We start from the raw sequence: 22,819 nt of genomic DNA, 5'->3' as shown, positions 1-22,819 counted from the left end.
CCGTCGTCGGCGAGGTCGAGCCGTCTCGTACGCCAGGCGCAGTCGCCCGACCTCGCCGATGCCGCAACCAGCGCACGCCGCTGGCCCGCACCGCCACCGGACGGCGCTCCCAGCGGGAGGTGAAGGGTGTCCCCACCGTCACGGCGAGGCGTTCGGCGAACGCGTCGACCACCGGATCACCCTGTCGACGCCGGTGCAGCTCGGCCACCTGCTGGTCGGCCAGCTCCGCCGAGTCCGGCAGGTGGTCGCGGGCACGTTCGTCGGTGGCTTTTGTCCGATCTGTGAAGCTCGGGCGATCAGGCCGGCGGCCGACGTGCGGCGGGTGACGACCACCCGCCGCCCGTCGGTAGGATTGTCGAGATTCGGCAGGGCCTTCTGGCCGCCACGGCTTCCACCAGAGCTGACCGGCACCACCGCGTGCGCGGGTGCGGAGCGGGGCGTGCGCGGTGCGGTCGATGCAGACGGCGGGTAGCAACGGAGGTAACAGATGTCCGGCCACTCAAAGTGGGCGACGACCAAGCACAAGAAGGCGGTCATCGACGCCAAGCGCGGCAAGATGTTCGCCAAGCTGATCAAGAACGTCGAGGTCGCGGCGCGGACCGGTGGCGGTGACCCGGCCGGCAACCCGACCCTGTTCGACGCCATCCAGAAGGCCAAGAAGAGTTCGGTCCCGAACGACAACATCGACCGGGCGGTCAAGCGCGGCTCCGGCCTGGAGGCCGGCGGCGCCGACTACCAGACGATCATGTATGAGGGGTACGGCCCGAACGGCGTCGCACTGCTCATCGAGTGTCTGACCGACAACCGCAACCGCGCCGCCACCGAGGTACGCACCGCGCTGACCCGCAACGGCGGCTCGTTCGCCGACGCCGGTTCGGTGTCGTACATGTTCTCCCGCAAGGGCGTGGTGATCGTGCCGAAGGCGGGCACCACCGAGGACGACGTGATGCTGGCGGTCCTCGACGCGGGGGCCGAGGAGGTCAACGACCTGGGCGAGGCGTTCGAGGTGGTCTCCGAGCCGGGTGACCTGATCGCCGTCCGCACCGCGCTCCAGGACGCCGGCATCGAGTACGAGTCGGCCGAGTCCTCGCTCATCCCCAGCGTCACCGTGCCGCTGGACGAGGAGGGCGCGCGCAAGATCTTCAAGCTGATCGACGTGCTGGAGGACAGCGACGACGTGCAGAACGTCTTCGCCAACTTCGACGTCAGCGACGAGGTGATGGAGGCGGTCGGCTGACCTGCCGCCCGACCGGCGCACACCGGAACGGCCCGTCCCCGATCAACGGGGACGGGCCGTCCGGCGTTCAGGCCACCGACCGCAGCGGGAACGGGAGATCGCCGAGCTGGTCCGCGCCGGCCTGACCAACCAGGAGATCGCCCCGCGCCTCTTCCTCAGCCGCCGACGAGCCCGCGCAGTGGCGGGCCGCCGCCGGCTTCGGCGACGTGTTGCTGCACGTCACCGCCGCCGAGCTGTGCGAGATCACGGAGACGGTCGACGCACTGCTGGCCCGGTACGCCGACCGGATCGCCGACCCGGCGAAACGCCCGCCCGGGTCCCGCCCGGTGACGTTCGTGCAGATGGCGCTACCCCGTGGCGTCGCCCGGGCAGAACCGGCGGGCGGAGACGGGACGTGACCGAACTGCTCGTCCTGGCCGAAGCCGCGCCGCCGCCCCGGTCGCGCGTCCCACGGCTGCTCCGCGAGACGGCGTTTCGCCGTTACTGGTCCGCGCAGACCGTCTCGCTGTTCGGCGACCAGATCACCATGCTCGCCGTACCGCTGCTGGCCCTGCTCGCCGTCGGCGTCGGGCCCGCCGACTGTTCGCCGCACTGGTCCGGCGGTCGGACTACGTGGACGCGAACAGTCTGGTCAACGGCAGTCGGGCCATGGCGCAACGTGGCCGGTCCGAGCGTCGGCGGCGTGCTGGTGCAGGTGCTCACCGCCTCAATCGCGCTCATCTCCGGCGTCGTCACCTACCTGGTGTCGGCGGTCTTCCTGAGCCGGCGTCTCTCCCGGCCTCCTGGGCCTGGCCATCGGAGCCGGCGCGGTCGGCGGGCTGCTCGGTGCGGCGGTCACCGGCCCGGTCAGCCGCCGCATCGGGATCGGCCCCGCAGTGCTGCTCGGGTTCGTCGTCTTCCCGGCTCCGCTGCTGCTCGTGCCGCTCGCCACGGGACCGCAGCCGGTGGTGCTCGCGTTGCTGGTCGCCGCCGAGTTCGTCTCCGCGCTGGGCGTCATGATCCTCGACATCGCGGTCGGCTCGGTGCAGATCGCGGCCATCCCGGTGGCGATGCTCGCCGTGGTCTCCGGCTTCCGGCGCACCGTCAACCACGGCATCCGTCCGATCGGCGCCCTGGTCGGCGGGGCACTCGGCGCCACGGTCGGGGTACGGCCCGCCCTCGGGGTCGCCGGATCGGTGCCCTGTTCGGGGTCCTCTGGGTCGTCTTCTCCCCACTGCGCACCATGCGCACCCTCCCCGAGAACTGAGCCGCCGCTGGCCCTTCCTCGAGGGCTCCGCCGCGTCCTTTGCCAGGCGGATCCGCGCTTCCGGCGTCGCTGACTCAAAAATCTTGGACAGTTCCGTTTCGAGAGCGGAAACCGTCCCAAGATTCACGGGTGGTGGTCGGCGAACAGGCCGGTGGGCGGGGGGATGCGGCCCTCCTTGGCGTGCGAGTAGTCGCGGGACTCGGTGACCAGGCCGTCGGCGTCGAAGCGGACCACCGTGCAGCCGGAGAGGGTGACCGGCTGGTCGTACGGGTAGGTGATCGCCCAGTACTCGACGGTCGCGGTGTCGCCGTCGACCCGGGGCACGCCGAACCAGACCTCGGCCGGGCGGGTCTCCTCGCCGAAGCACTCCTCGACGTAGGCGCGCAGCCCGGCTCGGCCCCGGCAGGCGCGGAACATCGACGCCCAGTGGTCGCCCTGCTCGGCCTGCAACTCGACGATGCGTTCCCCGTCCTGGGCGGGCCAACCCGTGGCCCAGGCGTCGGCCCATCGCTGGGCCGCGTCACGTACGTCCATGATCCTGCTCCTCCGGTCGGTGGGTGTTGGACTTGTACCAGCCACGGGTGACATTCCGGCTGGTGCAGGGGGCTGCCGCCGCAGTCCGTGAGGTCGTCCGGCCTGCGGCAACCGCCCGGCCTGCGGCTGCTGCCATGACTGCGGGGTCGCCCAGGACAGGAAGCGGTCGAACAGCTCGCCGGGTGGCGGTGGCGCACCCTCGGCCAGCCGCAACAGGTCGCCGGTGGCGTCGAACAACTGGCGGGCGAGATAGACGGTGAGGCCGACCCGGTCCAGGTCGTACCCGACCCGCAGCAGTATCCGGGCCGCCGGACAGGGCCAGCCCCGCGCGCACGCCCGACACATCCAGCGGGGCCGCTCGGGCAGGTGCTGATACACCGCAAGCAGCCGCCGCAGCGGGAGATCATGCTCGGCGAGGTGCCGCGTCCGGCGTCACGGTCCGCTCGATCCAGGATCGAGTGGTCTCGGCGGGCGGGGGAAGGCACTCGATCCCGGATCGAGCGTGATCATGGGCCGGTCCGCGAGGTCTGGTTCGCCGTGCCGACGATCTGCGTCGAGGACTCCGCCGACCTGCTGGCGCTCTACCTGCCGCCGGGAGCCGAGTTCGGGTTCCCCGACGAGGGCGTCTTCCCGTGCGGGCGGCACCCGTGGCAGACGGCCGGGCACACCGCCTGGACCGGGCACGGCAAACTGATGCTCCAGCGCCCCGGTGAGGCCCACTCGGTCGACGTGTTCTGGTCCGGTCCGTAGCGCGTCTTCGCCGGGTGGTACTTCAACCTCCATGATCCGTTCCGGCGTACCCCGATCGGGGTCGACACCCTCGACCACGAGCTGGACCTGTGGTGGGCGGCGGACGCCGACCGGTACGTCTTCAAGGATGTGGAGATGTTCGCCCAGCGGCTGGTGGAGGGGCGCTACCCGGGGATGGGGGAGACGATCCGCGCCGAAGGCGACCGGATCGCCGCCCTGCTCGACGCCGGTGAGCGTTGGTGGGACGAGTCCTGGGCGGCCTGGCGGCCCGACCCGGCCTGGCCGACGCCGCGCCTGCCCGCCGGCTGGGCCGCCGTCCCCTGCTGCCTGTCGGCAGCCGACCCGACGTCGGCGGCCGACCCGACGACGATGACCGACGGACGACGATGACCGACGCGCTGACCTCGGCGGCCAACCGACGCACCTCAGCGAGCGACGCCTCAGCGACCGACGGACCTCGGCAACCCGACGGACCTCGGGCGGCGCGAGACGCTGACCTCGGGCGGCCGACCCGCGGCCCGACTCGGCACGAAATGCCTCGACAGCCCGGCCGGGGCCCTGCGAGGGTGCCCGGATGACGGATCTCGGCCCGCACGAGCTGCGGTTGATGCAGGGGCTGGCCCAGCAGGTGATGGCCCGGCGGCCGGAGCTGGTCAACGGCGAGGCGACGGTCGGTGAGCTGGCCTGGGGTTGGGCCAAGGACCACGACGCCCTCCGCCCGTACTGGCGGCACCGGTTGTGGTTCGTCGACGACCGGCTGGCCGCGTGGGGGTGGGCGTACCTGCCGCACCGGGTGGCGCGCAGTGACGGGACGTTCCGCGAGGTCACCCGGGCCAACCTGATCTGGCAGGCGCATCCGGACCGGACGGAGCTGCTGACCGAGGTCCTCGACTGGTACGACGAGGTGGCCGGCGACGTCGACCGCGCGTTGACCGTGCAGGTCGGGGACGCGGCGTCGCGGGCCGCCGTGGCCGCCCACGGGTACGCGTTCGACGCCGAGACCGGCTCGGACAGCGGCTCCTGGATCCAGTTCAACGCGCGGGAGTTGGTCGACGTGCCGGAGCCGGTGCTGCCCGAGGGTTTCCGGCTGCGTACCGCCGAGCACCTGTCGGTGGCGGCCCTGGCCCGGGCGCACCGGGACGCCTGGCACCGGTCGAGTTTCACCGACACCGCCTGCGCGCGGGTGCAGCGGACCTGGCCCTACCGCGCCGACCTGCACGTGCTGGTCGAGGCGTCGGACGGCACGCTCGCCGCGACCGCGATCGTCTGGTACGACGAGGCGACGCGGACCGCCGAGTTCGAGCCGGTCGGCACCCACCGGGACTTCCGGCGGCGAGGGCTGGGCTCCGCGTTGCAGCTCTACGGGATGCACCGCGCCCGCGCGGCCGGGGCACGCCGGGCGCTGGTGGCCTGCCTCGGTGCACCGGCCCACCCGGCCGCCCGGAACATGTACCTCGGTGTCGGCTTCCGGGAGTTCACCCGCGACCTGCCGCAGCTCAAGGTCGCCTGTGGGCGCTGACGGCACGACCTGCCGTGCTCCAGGCCGCACGTGGCCGCTGACCGCACGACCTGCCGCAGCTCAAGGTCGGACGTGGCCGCTGACGGCGACGCGCCGGCGACCCCGTGCAGGGACGCCGACGCGTGACGGGCGTCGTGCGGTCAGCCGATCGTCTCGCGCTCCCGCCAGGCGGTCCGCAGCGAGGTGCGGCCGTTGGTCCGCAACAGCGACCCCTCGTAGACGCGGGCCCCGGCCAGCAGGAACCCGGCCGCCGCCACCAGCAGCAGCACCAGCGAGGCGAACAGCTCCCAGAGCGCCGCGTCCCCGGCGAACAGCCGCAGCGGCATCGCCGTCGGCGACGAGAACGGCAGGTAGGACAGCACCGTCATCGCGGTGGGGTTGTCGTTGAGGAAGACCACCCCGAAGAACGGCAGCATCACCGCGAGCTGCACCGGCGTCGACACCCCGCCGATGTCCTCCAGCCGGTTGACCAGCGCACCGGCCGCCGCCCACATGGCCGCGATCAGCACGAAGCCGAGCAGGAAGAACGGGATGAACCAGCCGATCGCCGGGCCGAGCAGGGAGAGCATGTCGGTACTGCCGCTGAACGCCATGCCGGCCACCGCGACCAGGGCGACCAGGGCTATCTGGCCGAGCGCGAGGATCGTGCCGGCGAGCATCTTGCCGGCCAGCAACGCCTTGACCGGTACGGCCGCGACGAGGATCTCCACGATCCGGGTCTGCTTCTCCTCGATGATGCTCTGCGCGATCTGCACGCCGAACGTCTGCGAGGTGATGAAGAAGATGAACGCGAAGGCGAACGGCACCAGGAACGCCAGCACCGGGTCGATCGCGTCCGGGTTCAGCAACTCGACCGGAGGCCGGGTGCTCAACGCGTTGACCACGTCGTTGGGGGCGTCGTTCATGGCCAGCACCCTCGGGCCGGCGACGACAGCGGCGTCCGCGTCACCGTCGCGTACGGCCTGCTCGGCGGCGGCGTCGTCGGGGACGACGCGTACCTCCAGACCGGCCGCGCGCAGCGGAGCCGCCGCCGCCTCGGTCGTCGCCACGCTGGACGGCCCGCCGGAGAACAGCGGCGGCAGGATGGTCGCCGCCGCGGCGATCAGCAGGAAGACGACCGTGCTGATCAGGAAGGTGCGGTCGCGCAGCTTGACCCGGATCTCGCGGGCGGCGACCAGTCGGGTGGCCTGCATGGTGTTCACTGGGCGACCTCTCGGAAGATCTCGGCGAGGGAGGGCGTGACCGGTCGGAACGCGCGGACCGCGCCACGCTCCAGCGCGGCGCGCAACACGACCTGCTCGTCCGTGCCGGGCGTCAGGTCGACGACGGCGCGGGCGCCGTCCAGGTCGACCAGGGTCACGCCGGGCTGGTCCCGCAACCAACCGGCGTCGGTCTCCACCACCAGCTCGTAGCGGGGCGTGGTGTACGCGGCACGCAACTCGTCGCGGCTGCCGGCAGCCCGGATCGCACCGTCGGCGATGATCACCAGGTCGTCGCAGAGCCGTTCGACGACGTCCAACTGGTGACTGGAGAAGAGCACCGGCGCACCGGCGGCGGCCCGCTCGCGCAGCACGGCCACGACCGTGTCCACGGCCATCGGATCCAGCCCGGAGAACGGCTCGTCGAGCACCAGCACCTCGGGGTCGTGCACCAGGGCGGCGGCGATCTGGGCGCGTTGCTGGTTGCCCAGCGACAGCGTCTCCAGCAGGTCGTCACCGCGCTCACCGAGGCCGACCCGCTCCAGCAGGTCGTCGGTGGCGCGCCGGGCGCCCTCGGCGGTCAGCCCGTGCAGCCGGCCCAGATAGACCACCTGCTCGCGGACGCTCATCTTGGGGTAGAGACCGCGTTCCTCGGGCATGTAGCCGAACCGCCCCCGGACCTGTCGGGTCAGCGGGGCGTCCCGCCACGTCACCCGGCCGGAGTCGGCGGCGAGCACGCCGAGGATGATCCGCATGGTGGTGGTCTTGCCGGCGCCGTTACCGCCGACGAAGCCGGTCATCCGACCGGCGACGACATCGAAGGACACATTCTTGAGCACCTGACGGTCGCCGAAGCTGCGGTCGACGCCGTCGAGGCGGAGTACCGTGGTCACGCACTCCACGCTAGAAGCGTGATCATCGATTGCCCTCCGTCCGTCGACGGAAATCCGGACTCCACCTCCGGATGGAGGTCATCCGCCCGGGCGCACCACCCCCTGCTCGTACGCGAAGACCACCGCCTGCACCCGGTCGCGGAGGCCCAGCTTTGCCAGCACCCGGCTGACGTGCGACTTCACGGTCGCCTCGCCCAGATGCAGGGCTCCGGCGATCTCGGCGTTGCTGGCACCGCCGGCCACCAGGACCAGCACCTCCCGCTCCCGGGGGGTCAGGTCGCGCAGCGCCTCCTCCGGGGTGGGGCCACCCACCGTCCCGGCCGGACCTCCCGGCCGGGCGAACGTGGCGATCACCCGACGGGTCAGCTCCGGGGCGAGCAGACCGTCGCCCCGGGCCACCACCCGGATCGCGTCGACCAGCGCCTCCGGCGTGCCGTTCTTGAGCAGGAACCCGCTCGCCCCGGCGCGCAGCGCGGCGAACAGGTAGTCGTCCCGGTCGAACGTGGTGAGCATGAGCACCGCCGGACCGCCCGGCTCGTCCGACTCGGTGCTGATCCGACGGGTCGCCTCCAACCCGTCCACGCCGGGCATCTCCACGTCCATCAGCACCACGTCCGGGCGCAGCGCCCGGGCCATCGCGACCGCCCGTTCCCCGTCGGCGGCCTCGCCGACCACCTCGATGTCGTCCTCGATCTCCAGGATCACCCGGAAGCCGGTCCGCACCAGGTGGTGATCGTCGGCGAGCAGCACCCGGACCGGCGGCGTCGCCCCGGTCACGTCGCGCTTCCGGCCGTCAGCGGCAGCGGGAAGCGGACGCGCACCCGCCACCCACCACCGGTACGCGGGCCCACCTCCAACTCCCCGCCGTGGGTGGTGACCCGTTCCCGCATCCCGACCAGTCCCAACCCGTCGTCGTTCGCCGGGCGGGTGGCCCGACCGTCGTCGGTCACCTCGACCTCCATCTCCTGGGCCAGATAACGGACCCGGACATCGAGCAGGGTCGCCCCGCTCGCGTGCTTCAACACGTTCGTCACCGCCTCCTGCACCACCCGGTACGCGGCCTGGGACACCGACTCGGGCAGCGGCGTCGGGTCGCCGTACACCCCCAGCGTGGCGTGTAGGCCAGCCTCCCGCGCCCGGTCCACCACGGCGGCGATCCGGTCGACCCCGGCGGGTTGGCCGGTGCCCTCCGGGCCGTTGTCGCGGGCCCGCAGCACCCCGAGCATCCGGCGCAACTCGTCCACCGCGGTCCGGGCCGACTCCTCGATCGAGGCGAGCGCGGTCCGCGCCTTCGCCGGGTCCTTGTCGAAGACCCGGCGGCAGGCCGCCGCCTGCACACCCATCACCGACACGTGGTGGGCGACCACGTCGTGCAGCTCCCGGGCGATCCGGACCCGCTCGCCGACCACCGCGTGCTGCCGGGCCTCCGCCTGCGACCGGCGCAACTGCTCGGCCTGCTCGGCCAGCTCGTGCTGCCGCCGGGCCGCGATCCAGGCGGTCTCCCCGAAGAAGTACGCGAACCCGAAGAACAACACGTTGATCAGCAGACCGGTGACGATCGCGGCGAGCACCGGCGGCACCGGCCCGAGCGCGTTCTCGAAGCTGTCCGGGGTGATCTCGTCGAGGCTGATCGCGTACGCGATGCCGAGCCAGGCGAACATGGCGCCGATGATGCCGATCCGCAGCCGCCGGGACAGCCGACGGTTCGGCCCCCACGCGCCGAGCGTGAAGATGGCGGCGAACAGCGCCCACTGGGAGAGCTGCCACTCCGGGACGGCCCGGACCTGCGCGCCGATGAACGCGGCCGACACGGCCAGCGCGGTGGCGACCGGGTACCGGCGTCGCCAGATCAACGGCAGGGGCACCGCGACGGTCCAGAGGATCTGTTCGAGCCCGGACGGCGGCGGCCCGAGCAGGAACGTACCGGTGCTGCGGGCCAGCGTGAGGCTGAGCAGGGCGATGACCGTCGCGGCCAGCCCGGCGTAGAGGTCCAGGCGCTGCTGCTCGGGCGTGGGGCCCGGCCGCCGCCAGTCGTCGCTGCTCTCGGTGGTCACCAGGTGAGAATGCCATCCCGCCACCGGGTAGCCTGCCCCGGTGTTCACGCCTGACCTGCCGATCGAGACCGAGCGACTGCACCTGCGGGCCTTCCAGCCCGCCGACGTGACCGACCTGCACGCCTACTTCGGCGACCCGGCCGTCCACCGCTACCTCTACAGCGAGGCACCCGCCGACCTCGACGGCATCCGCGAGGTGCTGGCGCGGCGGCAGCAGCGGACCGCGCTGCGGGAACAGGGCGACGCGATCCAGTTGGCGGTGGTGCTGCGGGAGACCGGGCAACTCGTCGGCGACGTGCTGTTGTGCTGGACCAGCGCGGCGCACCGGCAGGGCGAGATCGGCTACCTGCTGCATCCGGACCACCGGGGACGCGGTTACGCGACCGAGGCGGCCCGGGCCATGCTTGCGCTGGCTTTCGACCGGTGCGACCTGCACCGGGTCGTCGGCCGGTTGGACGCCCGCAACACCGCCTCCGCCCAGGTGCTGGCCCGGCTGGGTATGCGGCGCGAGGCCCACCTGCGGGAGAACGAGTACGTCAAGGGGGAGTGGGCCGACGAGGTGATCTACGCGCTGCTGGCTCGTGAGTGGCGGGACCGGTGTACGGGCACCACGCCGGTCGGGCCCCTGACGGCCCCGACCGGCGGGTGACGCGGCGGTCAGCCGACGCCGTCGCCGGCCATCGGCGGTAGCGGGCAGTGCAGCAGGCCGCAGATGGTCCGCAGCAGCTCGATCTCCGGCACGGTCATCATCCCGTCGTGGCTGATCACCGCCACCACGGCTGCGACCAGCCGCTCCTTGTCGCCCGGCCGCAGCCCGTCCAGCACCGGCCAGGCGGTCTCCAACGCCAGGACGCCGTTCTCCGGCGGCGCGTACGGCAGGGCGGTGCCGGGCAGCAGGGTGGCGACACCGGCCTGGAACGCCTGCTCGGCGGCGGCCCGGTCGCCGTGCCCGACCTGGGCCAGGATGGCCAGCAGGTAACCCGCCGCGGAGCGGGCGTCGGTGAGCGTACGGCGGTCGGTGCGCCACCGGGAGTCCGGCTTGAGCGACTCCTGGATCTCGGCCAGCAGCAGCCGGGACAGGCAGTACTCGGACACGTTGATCGCGCCGTCGGCGTGGATCAGCGTGAACACGGCCGCCATCAGCGATTCGAGTTCGGCGTCGGTGCGGGCGCGCAGGGCCGGGAACGCCAACTCGGCCAGGGGCAGCCGGAGCATCGGATGCAGACCGGCCAGCTCACCGGCCTCCCGCAGAGCGGCGTCGGCGAGCGCCGGACCGTGCTGGCGGGCGATGGCCTCGTGCTGGTGCCGCCGGACCTCGGGCTCGGCGGCGAGCAGCAGCCCGAGCACCAGCGGCGCGGCCGAGTCCCGGTTGCGGGCCCGGACCAGCAGCGGTTGCGGGATGCGGTCGAGGATCGCCGCGGCGTGCGTGTACGCCGTCTCGGTGGGTGCGGCCACCCGGCCCAGCATCTCGGCCGGCGCGACGCGTACCCGGGTGCCCTCCACCGGCAGCGTCGCGGCGGCCGGTCCGGCGGAGTCCCGGCGGGCGGGCGCGTCGCCGGGACCGCTCGGGGCCAGGCCGAGGGCGATGTCCTCCTGCCGGCCCGACGGCGGTGCGGCGGCCCAGCGCTGGGCGAGCTGCCGCAGCTCGTTCGGGTCGAACGAGGGTTCCAGCGCCTGGATCCGCTTGGCCAGCGGCGGGTGGGTGGCGAGCCAGGACGCTCGGCCCGCCGCGCCGAAGAGCATGTGCCCCACCTCGTCGCGCTTGGGCGTGCGCAACTCGGAGCCGTCGGAGAGGCCACCGATCTTCTTCAGCGCCCCGGCGATGCCGCTGGTCTGCCGGGTGAACTGCACGGCGGAGGCGTCGGCGAGGTACTCCCGCTGCCGGGACACCGACGCCTGGATGAGCCGACCGGCGAGCACCCCGATGTACCCGGCCACCAGCAACGCCAGCCCGACCAGCATGAACGGCAGGGCACCGCCGTTGTTGTTGCTGCTGCGGCTCCGTCCGCCGAGGGCGCCGGCACGGGCCAGGCCCCGACCGACCACGGTCAGGAACAGGATGCCGAACAGCAGGCCCATCAGCCGGATGTTGAGCCGCATGTCGCCGTTGACCACGTGGCTGAACTCGTGGGCGATGACTCCCTGGAGTTCGTCGCGGTTGAGTCGTTGCAGCGCGCCCCGGGTGACCGCGACGGCCGCGTCGGACGGGCTCCAGCCCGCCGCGAAGGCGTTGATCGCGGTCTCCTCGGGCAGGATGTAGACCTCGGGCACGGGTACGCCGGAGGCCAGCGCCATCTCCTCGACGACGTTGCGCAGCCGCCGCAGCTCCGGGTCGGTGGTGTCCGCCGGCACCGGCACCCCGCCCAGCTCGCGGGCCACCTTCCCGCCACCGCCGCGCAGCGTGAGCGTACGCACCGTCGCGGCCAGCCCGATCGCGGCGACGGTGGCCAGGGTGACCATCACGACCAGCCCGGCGAGCTGGGGTGGGTTGCTGGTGCCGACGTTGAAGGCGAACACCGTCGCGAGGTTCACCACCACCACGATGCCGACCACGGCCAGGACGAACAGCAGGACCAGCCGGGTCGACAGCCGGCGGACCTGACGCTGTCGTTCGAAGAAGTTCATCGGTTCCTCAGAACGACACCTGCGGGGCGTTGCGCTGCGTCGGGTCGTCCGGCTGGAACAGCGCCGCCGGACCGAACGAGAACATCCCGGCCAGCATGCTCGCGGGGAACACCTCGCGCTTGTTGTTGTAAGCCATCACCGAGTCGTTGTACGCCTGCCGCGCGAAGGCGACCCGGTTCTCCGTGGAGGTCAGCTCCTCGGAGAGCTGCATCATGTTCTGGTTGGCCTTGAGGTCCGGGTATGCCTCGGAGAGCGCGAACAGTCGGCCCAGGGTCGCGCTCAGCGCGTTCTCCGCGCCGCTGAGCTGCTGCATCGCCGCCGGGTCGCCGGGAGCGGCCGACGCGGCGGTCTGCGCGTTGACGGCGTTGTTACGCGCCGAGATGACCGCCTCCAGCGTCTCCCGCTCGTGCTTGAGGTATCCCTTGGCGGTCTCCACCAGGTTGGGGATCAGGTCGTGCCGGCGGACCAGTTGCACGTCGATCTGGGCGAAGGCGTTGCGGTACGCGTTGCGGGCCCGGACCAGCCCGTTGTAGATCGACACGCCGAAGCCGAGCACTGCTACGACGATCACCACCAGACACAGCAATCCGATGATCAGTTCCATGGCCGCTCCCTCGGTTGCACGTCGGTTCCAGCGCTCATGATCGTACGGGCGACAGTCCAGAGCTGCCCGTTCTCCCCTGAGGTGTACGCCCGGTGAGGGCGGGACCGCCATGCGTCCCGCCCGCACCCGACTGTCGGATCAGCGTTCGGCCCGGTACGCCTTGACCGCGCTGTCGCCGATGTCCCAGAGGGCGATCGCGGCGATCACCACGATGCTGATCCGGCTGACCATGGCGAGGCCGCCGTCGCTCAGCCAGGTGAAACGGTCGACGAACTCCGGGTTGAGCAGCCGTTCCTCCTGCAACAGCCAGATCGCCGGACCCGCGAAGCCCAGGTTGAGCAGGACGTTGACGCCGACCAGCGGCCAGGTCCACCGGCGGGCCCGGTACTTGGCGAACTCCAGACCGATGCTGGCGACCAGGACCACGAGGAACACCGGCAGCCAGAACGTCCAGAGCGCCGGGTCGAGGATCGGCAGCCGGTCGCCGCCGTCACCGATCACCCGCTGGAACTGCTGCCAGGGCAGGAAGGCGATGGTGAGGCCGAGGAACACGATCGAGGCCACCGTGTCGGTGAGGGTGACGTCCCGCTCGACGGGCTCCTCGGGCAGGTGGTCGACGGTCCACTCCGGCAGGTGCAGCGGGGTGCCCAGCCGTTCCATCACCGCGAAGACCAGCGTCACCCAGAAGCCGATGTGCACCGCGACGTTGAACGCCGCCCCGATGCCCTCGCCGATGGCGCCGGCCGGGTTCTCGGCGGTGGTGGTCTCCAGCACGCCCATCAGCACGCCGACCACGGCGGGCACGGTGCTCAGCAGCACGATCATCAGGCGTTGCCAGGCCGGGTAGTACTCCGGGCCGATGAGCTGGAGTCTCCGGTCGTGGTAGCGGGCCGCCAACTGTGCCGGGTCGCCCAGCTCGGTGAGCACCTCGCGCTCGGCGGTGGTGGCGTCGAGCCCGGCGGCGGTCCGGCCGTCGATCATGTCGGCGATCGACGCGCGCAGCTCGTCGGCGATCTCCGCACGCCGTCCGGTCGGCACGGAACGCAGCGTCGCGGCGAGATACCGGTCGGTCAGGGAGGTCGTCATCGCGGGGCTCCTTCGATCAGGTCGGTGAGGGAGGTCTGCACGGCGGAGAGGTCGTCGAGCAGTCGGCGCAGCACCTGCTCGCCGGACTCGCTGGTGCGGTAGAACTTGCGCGGCCGGCTCTCCTCGGTGTTCCACTCGCTGCTCAGGAGCCCCTGCTCCTCAAGCCGACGCAGCAGTGGATAGAGGGTGTTGGCGTCCACCGGGAAGCCGTGCCCGGTGAGTCGTTGCAGGAGCGCGTAGCCGTAGTCGGGTCGGCGCAGCGCGACCAGGCTGGCCACCACCACCGTTCCCCGGCGTAGCTCCTGGAGGTGTGTCCGCAGGACGTCGTCGCTGACCATGCGCCACACGATAGTGTGTGCCACACAGCATTGTCCAACTCGCAATAGTGTCTGCTGCACGACATGGTGTCGGGACGAGGCGTTTCACGTCACAAGATAAAACTTTGCAGAGACTGCATCTTTGGTTCTACAGTTCTGCCGTGACCTCGGAAGACTCGACCTCGCTGGGCCGACGCGACCGCAAGAAGCGGCAGACCCGGGCCGCCCTCGCCACCGCCGCGCTGCGCCTGGTCGCCGAACGCGGACTCGACCAGGTCACCGTCGAAGAGATCAGCGAGGCGGCCGACGTCTCCTCGCGGACCTTCTTCAACTACTTCCCGACCAAGGACGACGCCCTGATCGGCGACACCGAGGCCGACCGGGAGGTGGTGCTGGCCGCGTTCGCCGCCGCACCCGCGCACCTGCCGGCGCTGGAGGCGCTCCGGCGCGCCTTCTCCGAGGTCGTCGACGAGGTGCAGGGCAACGCCGAACTGTCACTGCTGCGGATGCGGGTGGTCAGCCAACACCCGGTGCTGCTGGCCCGCCTGATCTCCGGCAACGCGGTCACCGAACGGGCGCTGGTCGAGGCGGTCGCCGCCCGGACCGGATGTCCGGCCACCGACGCGTACCCGGCGCTCGTCGTCGCGGTCGCCGGAGCCGCACTGCGTACCGCGATGATCCGCTGGGCGACCTGCGACGGCGTCGGCTCCCTCGCCGCGCTGCTCGACGAGGCGTTCGCCACCGTCGCGGCGGGAGTGCCCGACCCGCGTACCGGCTGACCGCCGCCGCACACCGACCTGCCACCACCCCCGGGCGCGACCGTGCCCCGGGCAGAACCACGCGTGAGGAAGCGTCCATGACCGCAACAACCGAGCCGATCGACGCCCCCGAGTCGGGTGGCGGCGCGATGTCCCGCCGGGAGATCCTCCAGGCCCTCTCCGGGCTGATGGTCGGCATGTTCGTGGCGATTCTCGCCTCGACGGTGGTGGCGAACGCGCTGCCCCGCATCATCGCCGACCTACAGGGCAGCCAGACCGTCTACACCTGGATCGTGACCAGCGAGCTGCTGGCGATGACCGCCACCGTGCCGCTCTGGGGCAAGATGGCCGACCTCTACAGCAAGAAGCTGCTCATCCAGCTCTCCCTCGGCCTGTTCGTGGTCGGCTCGCTGATCGCCGGACTCTCCCGCACCGTCGAGGTGCTGCTGTTCAGCCGGGTGGTGCAGGGCATCGGCGCGGGCGGCATGACCGCGCTGGCGATGATCGTGATGGCGGCCATGATCCCGCCGCGCGAACTCGGCCGCTACGCCGGCATCTTCGGCGCCGTCTTCGGCGTCGGCACCATCGCCGGACCGCTGATCGGCGGCGTCCTCGTCGACACCTCCTGGCTGGGCTGGCGCTGGTGCTTCCTGATCGGTGTGCCGTTCAGCATCGTCTCCATCGTGCTGCTCCAGCGCACCCTGCACCTGCCGGTCACCCGCCGCCGGGTACGCATCGACTGGGCCGGCGCGGCCCTGATCACCGCCGGGGTGTCCACGCTGCTGATCTGGTCCTCGCTGGCCGGGCACAAGTTCGCCTGGGCCTCCGGCTGGACCGCGCTGATGGTCGTCGGCGGCCTGGCGCTGCTCGGCGCGGCGATCTGGGTCGAGGCCCGGGTCCCCGAGCCGATCATCCCCCTCAAGATCTTCCGCAGCCGGACCGTCGCGCTGACCACCATCGCCAGCATGCTGGTCGGCGTCGCCCTCTTCGGCGGCACCGTGTTCCTGTCTCAGTACTTCCAGACCTCGCTGGGCAAGTCACCGACCATCGCCGGACTGATGAGCCTGCCGATGATCCTCGGACTGCTCGTCTCCTCCACGGTCGCCGGCCAACTCATCACCAAGTACGGCCGGTGGAAGGCGTACCTGGTGGCCGGGGCCGCCGTGATGGTCGTCGGCATGCTCCTGCTGTCCACCATCGGCACCGACACCCCGCTGCCGCTGCTCTTCACCTACATGGCGATCCTCGGCACCGGCGTCGGCATGCTCATGCAGAACCTGGTGCTGGCGGCGCAGAACGACGTACCCGCCCACGAACTGGGCGCGGCCACCTCCGTGCTGACCTTCTTCCGCAGCATGGGTGGCGCGATCGGGGTGAGCGCCCTCGGCGCGGTCCTGGCCAACCGGGTCACCGGCCTGATGACCGCGCAGCTCGGCCCGGCGGCGGCCCCCGCCGACGGCGGCACCACCGAGGTACCCGACCTCTCCGCGCTGCCCGAGCCGGTGCTGGTGATCGTGCGCGACGCGTACGCCACCGCCACCTCCGAACTGTTCCTCATCGGCGCGCCGATCGCGTTCCTCGCCCTGGTCGCCGTGCTGTTCATCCGCGAGAAGGCGCTGCACACCGTCAGCGGCGACGAGCGGGCCCGCCAGGAGGCCGGCCTGCCGACGCACTGATCGCCACCGACCGCCGATCGCCCCGGGCACTGCCGCCCGGGGCGATCGGTCCTGCCCGCTCGCGCGGCATTGTCGCGCCCGGGGCCGTCCTACTCACCTGCCCGTCCTGCGCGCGCGGCCCTTCTTGTTCGCGGTCGGCCAGCAGGTGGTGCCCTGCCGGAAGGTGCGCTCGACGTAGGCCGCCGGGCCCACCTGGAAGCCGCCGCCGCCGGGCCGGATCGGGTGGCCGGTGAACGACGCCACCCGGGACCACCCGCACCAGGTACGCGCTGGCGGTGAACACCGGGACCAGTCGACCATGCTTGAAAATCAGCAGGACGCCTCCCGCCCTGCGGGGCTGGCCCCGGTTGATCAAGAAGTTCTGATGACGGGAAGGACGGTGTCGGGGGCACGAACTCCTTGGTCATCTGCATCACCCGCCCACTTCTCGGCATAGCGCGCTCTGGTGTGGACGGTCCGGCGGGGAGCTGGCTGCGCCAGCCCGGCTTTTCGTTGTCCGGCTTCGTCGATCATGGAGTTGGGTTCCGCAGCCGAATCGATCATGGAGTTGAGGTTGCTGATATGTGCTGATATGCGCGTTATGGAACTGCCACAACTCCATGATCGGCGGGGCGGGTGTCGGGTGGTGGGGGAGGGGCGGGGTGGTGGGGGAGGGCGGGGTGGTGGGGATGCCTGCGGGGTTCGGGGTGTATGGGGTGGAGCGGCTGCCGGGCGTGGGGCGTTCGCGACCGTGTGGCTGGTGTTACGCCTCGGGACTGGACGCCCACGTGGCGGATCAAGGTGCTTGCCGAGAACGGGCATCACGACGTACGCGTCCGGAACGCTTCCTGGACGAGGCCCGGCTGCTGCGGCGGATGGAGGGCGACCGGCTGGTGCGGGTACGCGCCGTCGGTGAGCTGCCGGACGGCCGGGCCGTACCCGGTGACGGACCTGGCCGACGGGGCAGCCTGTGGGGCCCGTCCACCACCTCGTCGGGTCGGTGCGGTCGGCCGCGCGGACCGGCCCGGCATGATCCGCGACACCCCGGCGGACCGGGGGCGCGCGGCGCGCTGGAACGGTCTCCGGCGGCAGGGTTAGGGTTAGCCCCGACCGTCTCGATCATCCGACCCGGGGGGCTCCGTGGGCGATTCGTTCGCGCATCTGCACGTGCACACGGAGTATTCGATGCTCGATGGTGCGGCCCGTCTCAAGGACCTGTTCGCCGAGGTCAAACGGCAGGGGATGCCGGCCGTGGCGATGACCGACCACGGCAACATGCACGGCGCGAACGACTTCTACAAGCAGGCCATGGCCGCCGGGGTCACCCCGATCCTGGGCATCGAGGCGTACGTCGCGCCGGAGTCGCGCTATCACAAGAAGCGGGTGCGCTGGGGTCGGCCGGAGCAGAAGAGCGACGACGTCTCGGGTAGCGGCGGTTACACGCACAAGACGATCTGGGCGCGCAACAAGACCGGCCTGCACAACCTGTTCACGCTGACCAGCAAGGCGTACACCGAGGGCTACTTCGTCAAGTGGCCCCGGATGGACGCCGAGTTGCTGGCCGAGTACGCCGATGGCCTGATGGCCACCACCGGCTGCCCCTCCGGCGAGGTGCAGACCCGGCTGCGGCTGGGCCACGACGCGCAGGCGCTCGAAGCCGCCGCGAAGTACCAGGACATCTTCGGCAAGGAGAACTACTTCCTGGAGCTGATGGACCACGGCCTGGACATCGAGAAGAAGGTCCGGGACGGGCTGGTCGAGATCGGCCGCAAGCTCGGTATCCCGCCGGTGGTCACCAACGACTCGCACTACACGCACGAGGCGCAGTCCGAGGCGCACGACGTGCTGCTCTGTGTGCAGACCGGCAGCAACGTCGCCGACCCGAACCGGTTCAAGTTCGGCGGCAGCGGCTACTACATCAAGTCCGCCGACGAGATGCGCGACGTGGACCGCTCCGACGTCTGGCTGGAGGGCTGCCGCAACACGCTGCTGGTGGCCGAGCGGGTCGACCCGGCCGGGATGTTCGAGTTTCACAACCTGATGCCGCGCTTCCCGGTGCCCGAGGGCGAGACCGAGGAGTCGTGGTTCCGCAAGGAGACCTTCGCCGGCCTGGGCCGCCGCTACCCGCAGGGCATCCCCGAGGGCCATGTCGTGCAGGCCGAGTACGAGCTGGGCGTCATCATCCAGATGGGCTTCCCGTCGTACTTCCTCGTGGTGGCCGACTTCATCCAGTGGGCCAAGAACCAGGGCATCGCGGTCGGCCCCGGACGGGGTTCGGCGGCCGGTTCGCTGGTCGCGTACGCGTTGGGCATCACCGACCTGGACCCGATCCCGCACGGGCTGATCTTCGAGCGCTTCCTCAACCCCGAGCGCGTCTCCATGCCCGACGTCGACATCGACTTCGACGAGCGTCGGCGCGGTGAGGTGATCAAGTACGTCACCGACAAGTGGGGTGAGGACAAGGTCGCCCAGATCGCCACCTTCGGCACCATCAAGGCGAAGGCCGCGATCAAGGACTCGGCGCGGGTGCTCGGCTACCCGTACGCGGTCGGTGACCGGATCACCAAGGCCATGCCACCGGCCGTGATGGGCAAGGACATCCCGCTCGAAGGCATCTTCGACCCGAAGCACCCCCGGTACGCCGAGGCCGGCGAGATCCGCGGCATGTACGAGTCCGAGGCCGACGTCAAGAAGGTCATCGACACCGCCCGGGGCATCGAGGGTCTGATCCGGCAGACCGGGGTGCACGCCGCCGGCGTGATCATGTCCGCCGAGCCGATCGTCGACCACATCCCGCTGATGCGCCGGGACTCCGACGGGGTCATCATCACCCAGTTCGACTACCCGACGTGCGAGTCGCTCGGGCTGTTGAAGATGGACTTCCTCGGCCTGCGGAACCTGACCATCATCGACGACGCGGTCAAGAACATCCAGCTCAACCACGGCAAGGAACTGGACCTGCTGGCCCTGCCGCTGGACGACAAGGCCGCGTACGAGCTGCTGGCCCGGGGCGACACCCTGGGCGTGTTCCAGCTCGACGGCGGGCCGATGCGGTCACTGCTGCGGATGATGAAGCCGGACAACTTCGAGGACATCTCGGCGGTCCTGGCGCTGTACCGTCCCGGCCCGATGGGCGTGGACTCGCACACCAACTACGCGCTGCGCAAGAACGGCCTCCAGGAGATCACCCCGATCCACCCGGAGCTGGAGGAGCCGCTGCGGGAGATCCTCGCCCCCACCTACGGCCTGATCGTCTATCAGGAGCAGGTGCAGCGCGCCGCCCAGATCCTCGCCGGCTACACGCTCGGCCAGGCCGACCTGCTGCGCCGGGCGATGGGCAAGAAGAAGAAGGAGATCCTCGACAAGGAGTTCGGCCCGTTCCGGGACGGCTGCCGCGAACACGGCTACTCCGACGAGGCCATCCAGAAGGTCTGGGACGTGCTGGTCCCGTTCGCCGGGTACGCCTTCAACAAGGCGCACTCGGCCGCGTACGGGCTGGTGTCGTACTGGACCGCGTACCTGAAGGCGCACTACCCGGCCGAGTACATGGCGGCGTTGCTGACCTCCGTCGGCGACGACAAGGACAAGATGGCCATGTACCTGTCCGAGTGCCGCCGGATGGGCATCCAGGTGCTGCCGCCGGACGTGAACACCTCCGCCGGGCCGTTCACCCCGGTCGGCAAGGAGATCCGCTTCGGTCTCGGCGCGATCCGCAACGTCGGCGCCAACGTGGTGGCGGCGATCATGCGGTGCCGCGACGAGAAGGGCGAGTACGCCGACTTCTACGACTTCCTGTCCAAGGTGGACGCGGTGGTCTGCAACAAGAAGACCATCGAATCGCTGATCAAGGCCGGGGCGTTCGACTCGCTCAAGCACCCGCGCAAGGCGCTGCTCACCGTGCACGCCGACGCCATCGACGCGTACGCCGACGTCAAACGCAAGGAGGCCGTCGGCCAGTACGACCTCTTCGGTTCGGGCTTCGGCGACACCGAGACCGCGACCACCACGACGGTCATGCCCGTCATCAGCGACGGCGAGTGGGACAAGCGCGACAAGCTCGCGTTCGAACGCGAGATGCTCGGCCTGTACGTCTCCGACCACCCGCTGTTCGGTCTGGAGCACGTGCTGAACGCGGCGGCCGACTGCACCATCGCCACCCTGTCCGAGGAGGGCACCGTGCCCGACGGCGCGGTGGTCACGCTCGCCGGCATCCTCTCCGGCGTGCAGCGGCGGGTCACCAAGCAGGGCCGGGCGTGGGCCTCGGCGACCCTGGAGGATCTCGCCGGTGGGGTGGAGGCGCTGTTCTTCCCGAACACCTACGAGGTGATCGGGCAGTACATCGCCGAGGACGCCATCGTGGTGGTCAAGGGCCGGATCGACCGGCGCGACGACACCCCGCGCATCATGGCGATGGACATGCAACTGCCGGACGTCAGCAGCAACCCGGCGAGCAAACCGGTCACCCTGACGATCCCGGTCAACCGACTCACGCCACCGCTCGCCGACCGGCTCAAGGAGACCCTGCTGCTGCATCCCGGCGACACCGAGGTGCACGTGAAGCTGCACCGCAGCGGCCGGGTCGAGACCTGGCGACTGGGCCTGTTCCGCGTCGCCCCCACCACCGCCCTGATGGGTGACCTCAAGAGCGTGCTCGGTCCCGCCAACGTGAGCTGACCCGGGTCGGCCCCTGCACGCGGTGGTGCCGGAGCGGCCCTCGGAACGCGGGCCCGGAGCGTTCGGGGCGCGGGTCGGAGCGTTCGGATTGCAGGTCGCGGCGTTCGAGGCGCGGGCCTCCGGAGCGTTCGGATGTTGCCCGGAGCGATCGAGCTGCGGGTCGGGAGCGGAGCAGGTCGGGGCGCTCGGGGCGCGGCCCGGAGCGTTCGGAGCAGGTCGGGGCGTCCGGGCTGCGGGTCGGGAGCCAGGGTGCGCGGATTGGCGCTGGGGAGCGGGTGTGAGCAGGGCTAACGTCGGGGCGTGGAACTGGAACAGGCACAGAAACTGTGGCAACCGCAGCCCGGGTGGCTGAACACCGCCAGCTACGGGCTGCCGCCGGACCCGGCGTGGGAGGCGTTGCAGGACGCGCTCGCGGCGTGGCGGGCCGGACGCGGCTCCTGGGAGGGCTGGAGCGAGGCGACCGATCGGTCCCGGGCGGCGTTCGCCCAGATGGTCGGCGTGCCGGTGACCGACGTGTCGGTCGGCGCGGTCGTCTCCCAGATGCTGGCTCCGGTCGCCGCCGCACTGCCCGCCGGGGCACGGGTGGTGGTCCCCGAGGTCGAGTTCACCTCCAACCTCTTCCCCTGGCTGGTGCAGGAGGAGCGGGGCGTGCAGGTGCGCACCGTACCGCCGGCCGGGCTCGTCGACGCGATCGACGACGACACCGACCTGGTGGCGTTCAGCCTGGTGCAGTCCGCCGACGGGACGGTGGCCGCGTACGACGAGATCGTCGCGGCGGCCCGGGCGCACGGCGCGCTCGTCGCGGTGGACGCCACCCAGGCGTGCGGCTGGCTGCCGTTTGACGCGAGCCGGGCCGACGTGGTCGTGGCCGGCGGCTACAAGTGGCTGATGGGTCCCCGGGGCACCGGGTTCGCGTACCTCGATCCGGCGCTGCGGGAGCGGCTGCGGCCCGACTCCGCCGGTTGGTACGCGGGCCGCGACCCGCACGCCTCCTACTACGGGCCGCCGCTGCGGCTGGCCGACGACGCCCGCCGTTTCGACATCTCGCCGGCCTGGTTCCCCTGGGTCGGCGCTGCTCCGGCGCTGGAACTGCTGCTGGAGATCGGGGTGCCGGCGGTGTACGCGCACAACGTGGCGCTGGCCAACCGGTTCCTCACCGGCCTGGGGCGACTGCCCGGCGACAGTGCCATCGTCACCGTCGAGGTGCCCGACGCGGAGCACAAGCTGGAACGGGCCGGGGTACGCGCAGCCGTCCGGGCGGGCCGGGTTCGCGCCTCCTTCCACCTCTACACCACCCCCGAGGACGTAGACCTCGCCCTCAACGCCTTGCTGTGATGGAAGGAAGGGTCCCCTGCTGTCGCGTGGTGTATGGCAGGGGGCCCTTCCTAACGCGGTGGAGTCGTTGACGGCCGGCGCCCTCTTGGGGGTGCCGGCCGTCGTGTTCGTGTTCGGGTGGGGGTCAGCTGTTCCAGTGTGCGGCGACGAGGTCGGCGGCTTGCTGTTCCCATTGGGCGTAGTGGTCGGGGAACGCCGACACCTGGACGGTCTGCGCGGCGACGGTCAGCGGCATGTTCTGCCAGCCGTCGACCTGCTTGAGGCCCTTGAGGAAGGCGAGGGTGGCGTATTCGGGGTCGGTGATCTGTTCGACCGTGCCCCAACCGCTGGACG

At 71.2% G+C, this 22,819-nt stretch carries 20 protein-coding genes and 3 pseudogenes; 12 read left to right on the top strand and 11 right to left on the bottom strand.

The annotated features are described in order from the left end of the window. The first annotated feature begins 487 nt into the window (after window positions 1–487). The 3 genes and pseudogenes from ACIBMZ_RS04625 to ACIBMZ_RS04615 all read left to right on the top strand — a co-directional run bounded on the left by ACIBMZ_RS04625 (window position 488) and on the right by ACIBMZ_RS04615 (window position 2,483). Window positions 488–1,237, top strand: a complete 750-nt coding sequence (locus ACIBMZ_RS04625) for a YebC/PmpR family DNA-binding transcriptional regulator (protein ID WP_131053942.1) — start codon at window positions 488–490, stop codon at window positions 1,235–1,237. Between the two features lie 206 nt (window positions 1,238–1,443). Then, window positions 1,444–1,635 carry a hypothetical protein gene (locus tag ACIBMZ_RS04620; protein ID WP_396691073.1) on the top strand — a complete coding sequence of 64 codons (192 nt, stop codon included), beginning with the start codon at window positions 1,444–1,446 and terminating at the stop codon, window positions 1,633–1,635. After that, a pseudogene (locus ACIBMZ_RS04615) lies at window positions 1,632–2,483 on the top strand (hypothetical protein). Before ACIBMZ_RS04620 ends, ACIBMZ_RS04615 begins: the two are co-directional and overlap by 4 nt. Window positions 2,484–2,606: 123 nt before the next feature. On the opposite strand, the gene ACIBMZ_RS04610 reads toward ACIBMZ_RS04615, so the two are convergent. Then, complete coding sequence (locus ACIBMZ_RS04610) at window positions 2,607–3,395, bottom strand: nuclear transport factor 2 family protein (RefSeq protein WP_396691071.1); 789 nt, start codon at window positions 3,393–3,395, stop codon at window positions 2,607–2,609. On the opposite strand from ACIBMZ_RS04610, the gene ACIBMZ_RS04605 reads away from it, so the two are divergent. The 4 genes and pseudogenes from ACIBMZ_RS04605 to ACIBMZ_RS04590 all read left to right on the top strand — a co-directional run bounded on the left by ACIBMZ_RS04605 (window position 3,384) and on the right by ACIBMZ_RS04590 (window position 5,286). Further along, window positions 3,384–3,767: a hypothetical protein gene (locus tag ACIBMZ_RS04605; RefSeq protein WP_396691070.1), complete on the top strand. Its 384-nt coding sequence runs from the start codon at window positions 3,384–3,386 to the stop codon at window positions 3,765–3,767. The two genes, ACIBMZ_RS04610 and ACIBMZ_RS04605, sit on opposite strands and share 12 nt — an antisense overlap. An 18-nt stretch (window positions 3,768–3,785) precedes the next feature. After that, window positions 3,786–3,860 (top strand): annotated as a pseudogene (locus ACIBMZ_RS04600) (DUF402 domain-containing protein); the annotation flags it as partial. A gap of 42 nt (window positions 3,861–3,902) precedes the next feature. Then, window positions 3,903–4,157: a hypothetical protein gene (locus tag ACIBMZ_RS04595; RefSeq protein ID WP_396691068.1), complete on the top strand. Its 255-nt coding sequence runs from the start codon at window positions 3,903–3,905 to the stop codon at window positions 4,155–4,157. Window positions 4,158–4,341: 184 nt separating this feature from the next. After that, window positions 4,342–5,286 carry a GNAT family N-acetyltransferase gene (locus tag ACIBMZ_RS04590; protein WP_396691066.1) on the top strand — a complete coding sequence of 315 codons (945 nt, stop codon included), beginning with the start codon at window positions 4,342–4,344 and terminating at the stop codon, window positions 5,284–5,286. A gap of 140 nt (window positions 5,287–5,426) precedes the next feature. Here the strand turns inward: ACIBMZ_RS04590 and ACIBMZ_RS04585 are convergent, their stop codons facing one another. The 4 genes from ACIBMZ_RS04585 to ACIBMZ_RS04570 all read right to left on the bottom strand — a co-directional run bounded on the left by ACIBMZ_RS04585 (window position 5,427) and on the right by ACIBMZ_RS04570 (window position 9,432). After that, window positions 5,427–6,488, bottom strand: coding sequence for an ABC transporter permease (locus ACIBMZ_RS04585; protein WP_396691065.1), 1,062 nt, complete (start codon window positions 6,486–6,488; stop codon window positions 5,427–5,429). Continuing rightward, window positions 6,485–7,378, bottom strand: a complete 894-nt coding sequence (locus ACIBMZ_RS04580; RefSeq protein ID WP_396691063.1) for an ABC transporter ATP-binding protein — start codon at window positions 7,376–7,378, stop codon at window positions 6,485–6,487. Before ACIBMZ_RS04580 ends, ACIBMZ_RS04585 begins: the two co-directional genes overlap by 4 nt. Window positions 7,379–7,456: 78 nt before the next feature. After that, window positions 7,457–8,155: a response regulator gene (locus ACIBMZ_RS04575; protein WP_396691061.1), complete on the bottom strand. Its 699-nt coding sequence runs from the start codon at window positions 8,153–8,155 to the stop codon at window positions 7,457–7,459. After that, a complete protein-coding gene (locus ACIBMZ_RS04570; RefSeq protein WP_396691059.1) occupies window positions 8,152–9,432 on the bottom strand; it encodes a sensor histidine kinase in 1,281 nt (426 codons plus the stop codon). Before ACIBMZ_RS04570 ends, ACIBMZ_RS04575 begins: the two co-directional genes overlap by 4 nt. 40 nt (window positions 9,433–9,472) lie before the next feature. On the opposite strand from ACIBMZ_RS04570, the gene ACIBMZ_RS04565 reads away from it, so the two are divergent. Continuing rightward, the gene (locus ACIBMZ_RS04565; RefSeq protein WP_396691057.1) at window positions 9,473–10,081 is read left to right on the top strand and encodes a GNAT family N-acetyltransferase; all 609 of its coding nucleotides are present in this window, start codon (window positions 9,473–9,475) and stop codon (window positions 10,079–10,081) included. Between the two features lie 8 nt (window positions 10,082–10,089). On the opposite strand, the gene ACIBMZ_RS04560 is transcribed toward ACIBMZ_RS04565, so the two are convergent. The 4 genes from ACIBMZ_RS04560 to ACIBMZ_RS04545 form a co-directional block, all read right to left on the bottom strand. After that, window positions 10,090–12,057 (bottom strand): M48 family metallopeptidase, encoded by a 1,968-nt coding sequence (locus tag ACIBMZ_RS04560; protein WP_396691055.1) that lies wholly within the window; start codon window positions 12,055–12,057, stop codon window positions 10,090–10,092. Between the two features lie 7 nt (window positions 12,058–12,064). Continuing rightward, window positions 12,065–12,661 carry a LemA family protein gene (locus ACIBMZ_RS04555; RefSeq protein ID WP_176093276.1) on the bottom strand — a complete coding sequence of 199 codons (597 nt, stop codon included), beginning with the start codon at window positions 12,659–12,661 and terminating at the stop codon, window positions 12,065–12,067. A 138-nt stretch (window positions 12,662–12,799) separates the two neighbouring features. Beyond that, window positions 12,800–13,747: a permease prefix domain 1-containing protein gene (locus ACIBMZ_RS04550; protein WP_396691053.1), complete on the bottom strand. Its 948-nt coding sequence runs from the start codon at window positions 13,745–13,747 to the stop codon at window positions 12,800–12,802. Then, window positions 13,744–14,085 (bottom strand): PadR family transcriptional regulator, encoded by a 342-nt coding sequence (locus ACIBMZ_RS04545; protein ID WP_117229241.1) that lies wholly within the window; start codon window positions 14,083–14,085, stop codon window positions 13,744–13,746. The genes ACIBMZ_RS04550 and ACIBMZ_RS04545 overlap by 4 nt, the downstream gene beginning before the upstream one ends. Before the next feature lie 140 nt (window positions 14,086–14,225). On the opposite strand from ACIBMZ_RS04545, the gene ACIBMZ_RS04540 reads away from it, so the two are divergent. Together ACIBMZ_RS04540 and ACIBMZ_RS04535 are read left to right on the top strand one after the other, a co-directional pair. Then, entirely contained in the window at window positions 14,226–14,843 is a 618-nt protein-coding gene (locus ACIBMZ_RS04540) for a TetR family transcriptional regulator (protein ID WP_396691051.1), read from the top strand. Window positions 14,844–14,920: 77 nt separating this feature from the next. Next, the gene (locus ACIBMZ_RS04535; RefSeq protein ID WP_396691049.1) at window positions 14,921–16,498 is read left to right on the top strand and encodes an MDR family MFS transporter; all 1,578 of its coding nucleotides are present in this window, start codon (window positions 14,921–14,923) and stop codon (window positions 16,496–16,498) included. Between the two features lie 93 nt (window positions 16,499–16,591). Here ACIBMZ_RS04535 and ACIBMZ_RS04530 read toward each other — a convergent pair whose 3' ends face one another. Next, window positions 16,592–16,741, bottom strand: a complete 150-nt coding sequence (locus ACIBMZ_RS04530) for a hypothetical protein (RefSeq protein ID WP_396691047.1) — start codon at window positions 16,739–16,741, stop codon at window positions 16,592–16,594. An 876-nt stretch (window positions 16,742–17,617) separates the two neighbouring features. On the opposite strand from ACIBMZ_RS04530, the gene dnaE reads away from it, so the two are divergent. Both dnaE and ACIBMZ_RS04520 read left to right on the top strand, forming a co-directional pair. Next, entirely contained in the window at window positions 17,618–21,151 is a 3,534-nt protein-coding gene (gene dnaE / locus ACIBMZ_RS04525) for a DNA polymerase III subunit alpha (protein WP_396691045.1), read from the top strand. A 300-nt stretch (window positions 21,152–21,451) separates the two neighbouring features. Further along, window positions 21,452–22,486 (top strand): aminotransferase class V-fold PLP-dependent enzyme, encoded by a 1,035-nt coding sequence (locus tag ACIBMZ_RS04520; protein ID WP_396691044.1) that lies wholly within the window; start codon window positions 21,452–21,454, stop codon window positions 22,484–22,486. A 124-nt stretch (window positions 22,487–22,610) separates the two neighbouring features. Here the strand turns inward: ACIBMZ_RS04520 and ACIBMZ_RS04515 are convergent. Next, window positions 22,611–22,819, bottom strand: a pseudogene (locus ACIBMZ_RS04515) (hypothetical protein); the annotation flags it as partial.

This window comes from Micromonospora sp. NPDC049900 (genome assembly GCF_044461025.1).
GTDB lineage: Bacteria > Actinomycetota > Actinomycetes > Mycobacteriales > Micromonosporaceae > Micromonospora.
Note: the sequence above shows the minus strand (reverse complement) of the source record. Positions and strands in the feature narration are given on the sequence as shown.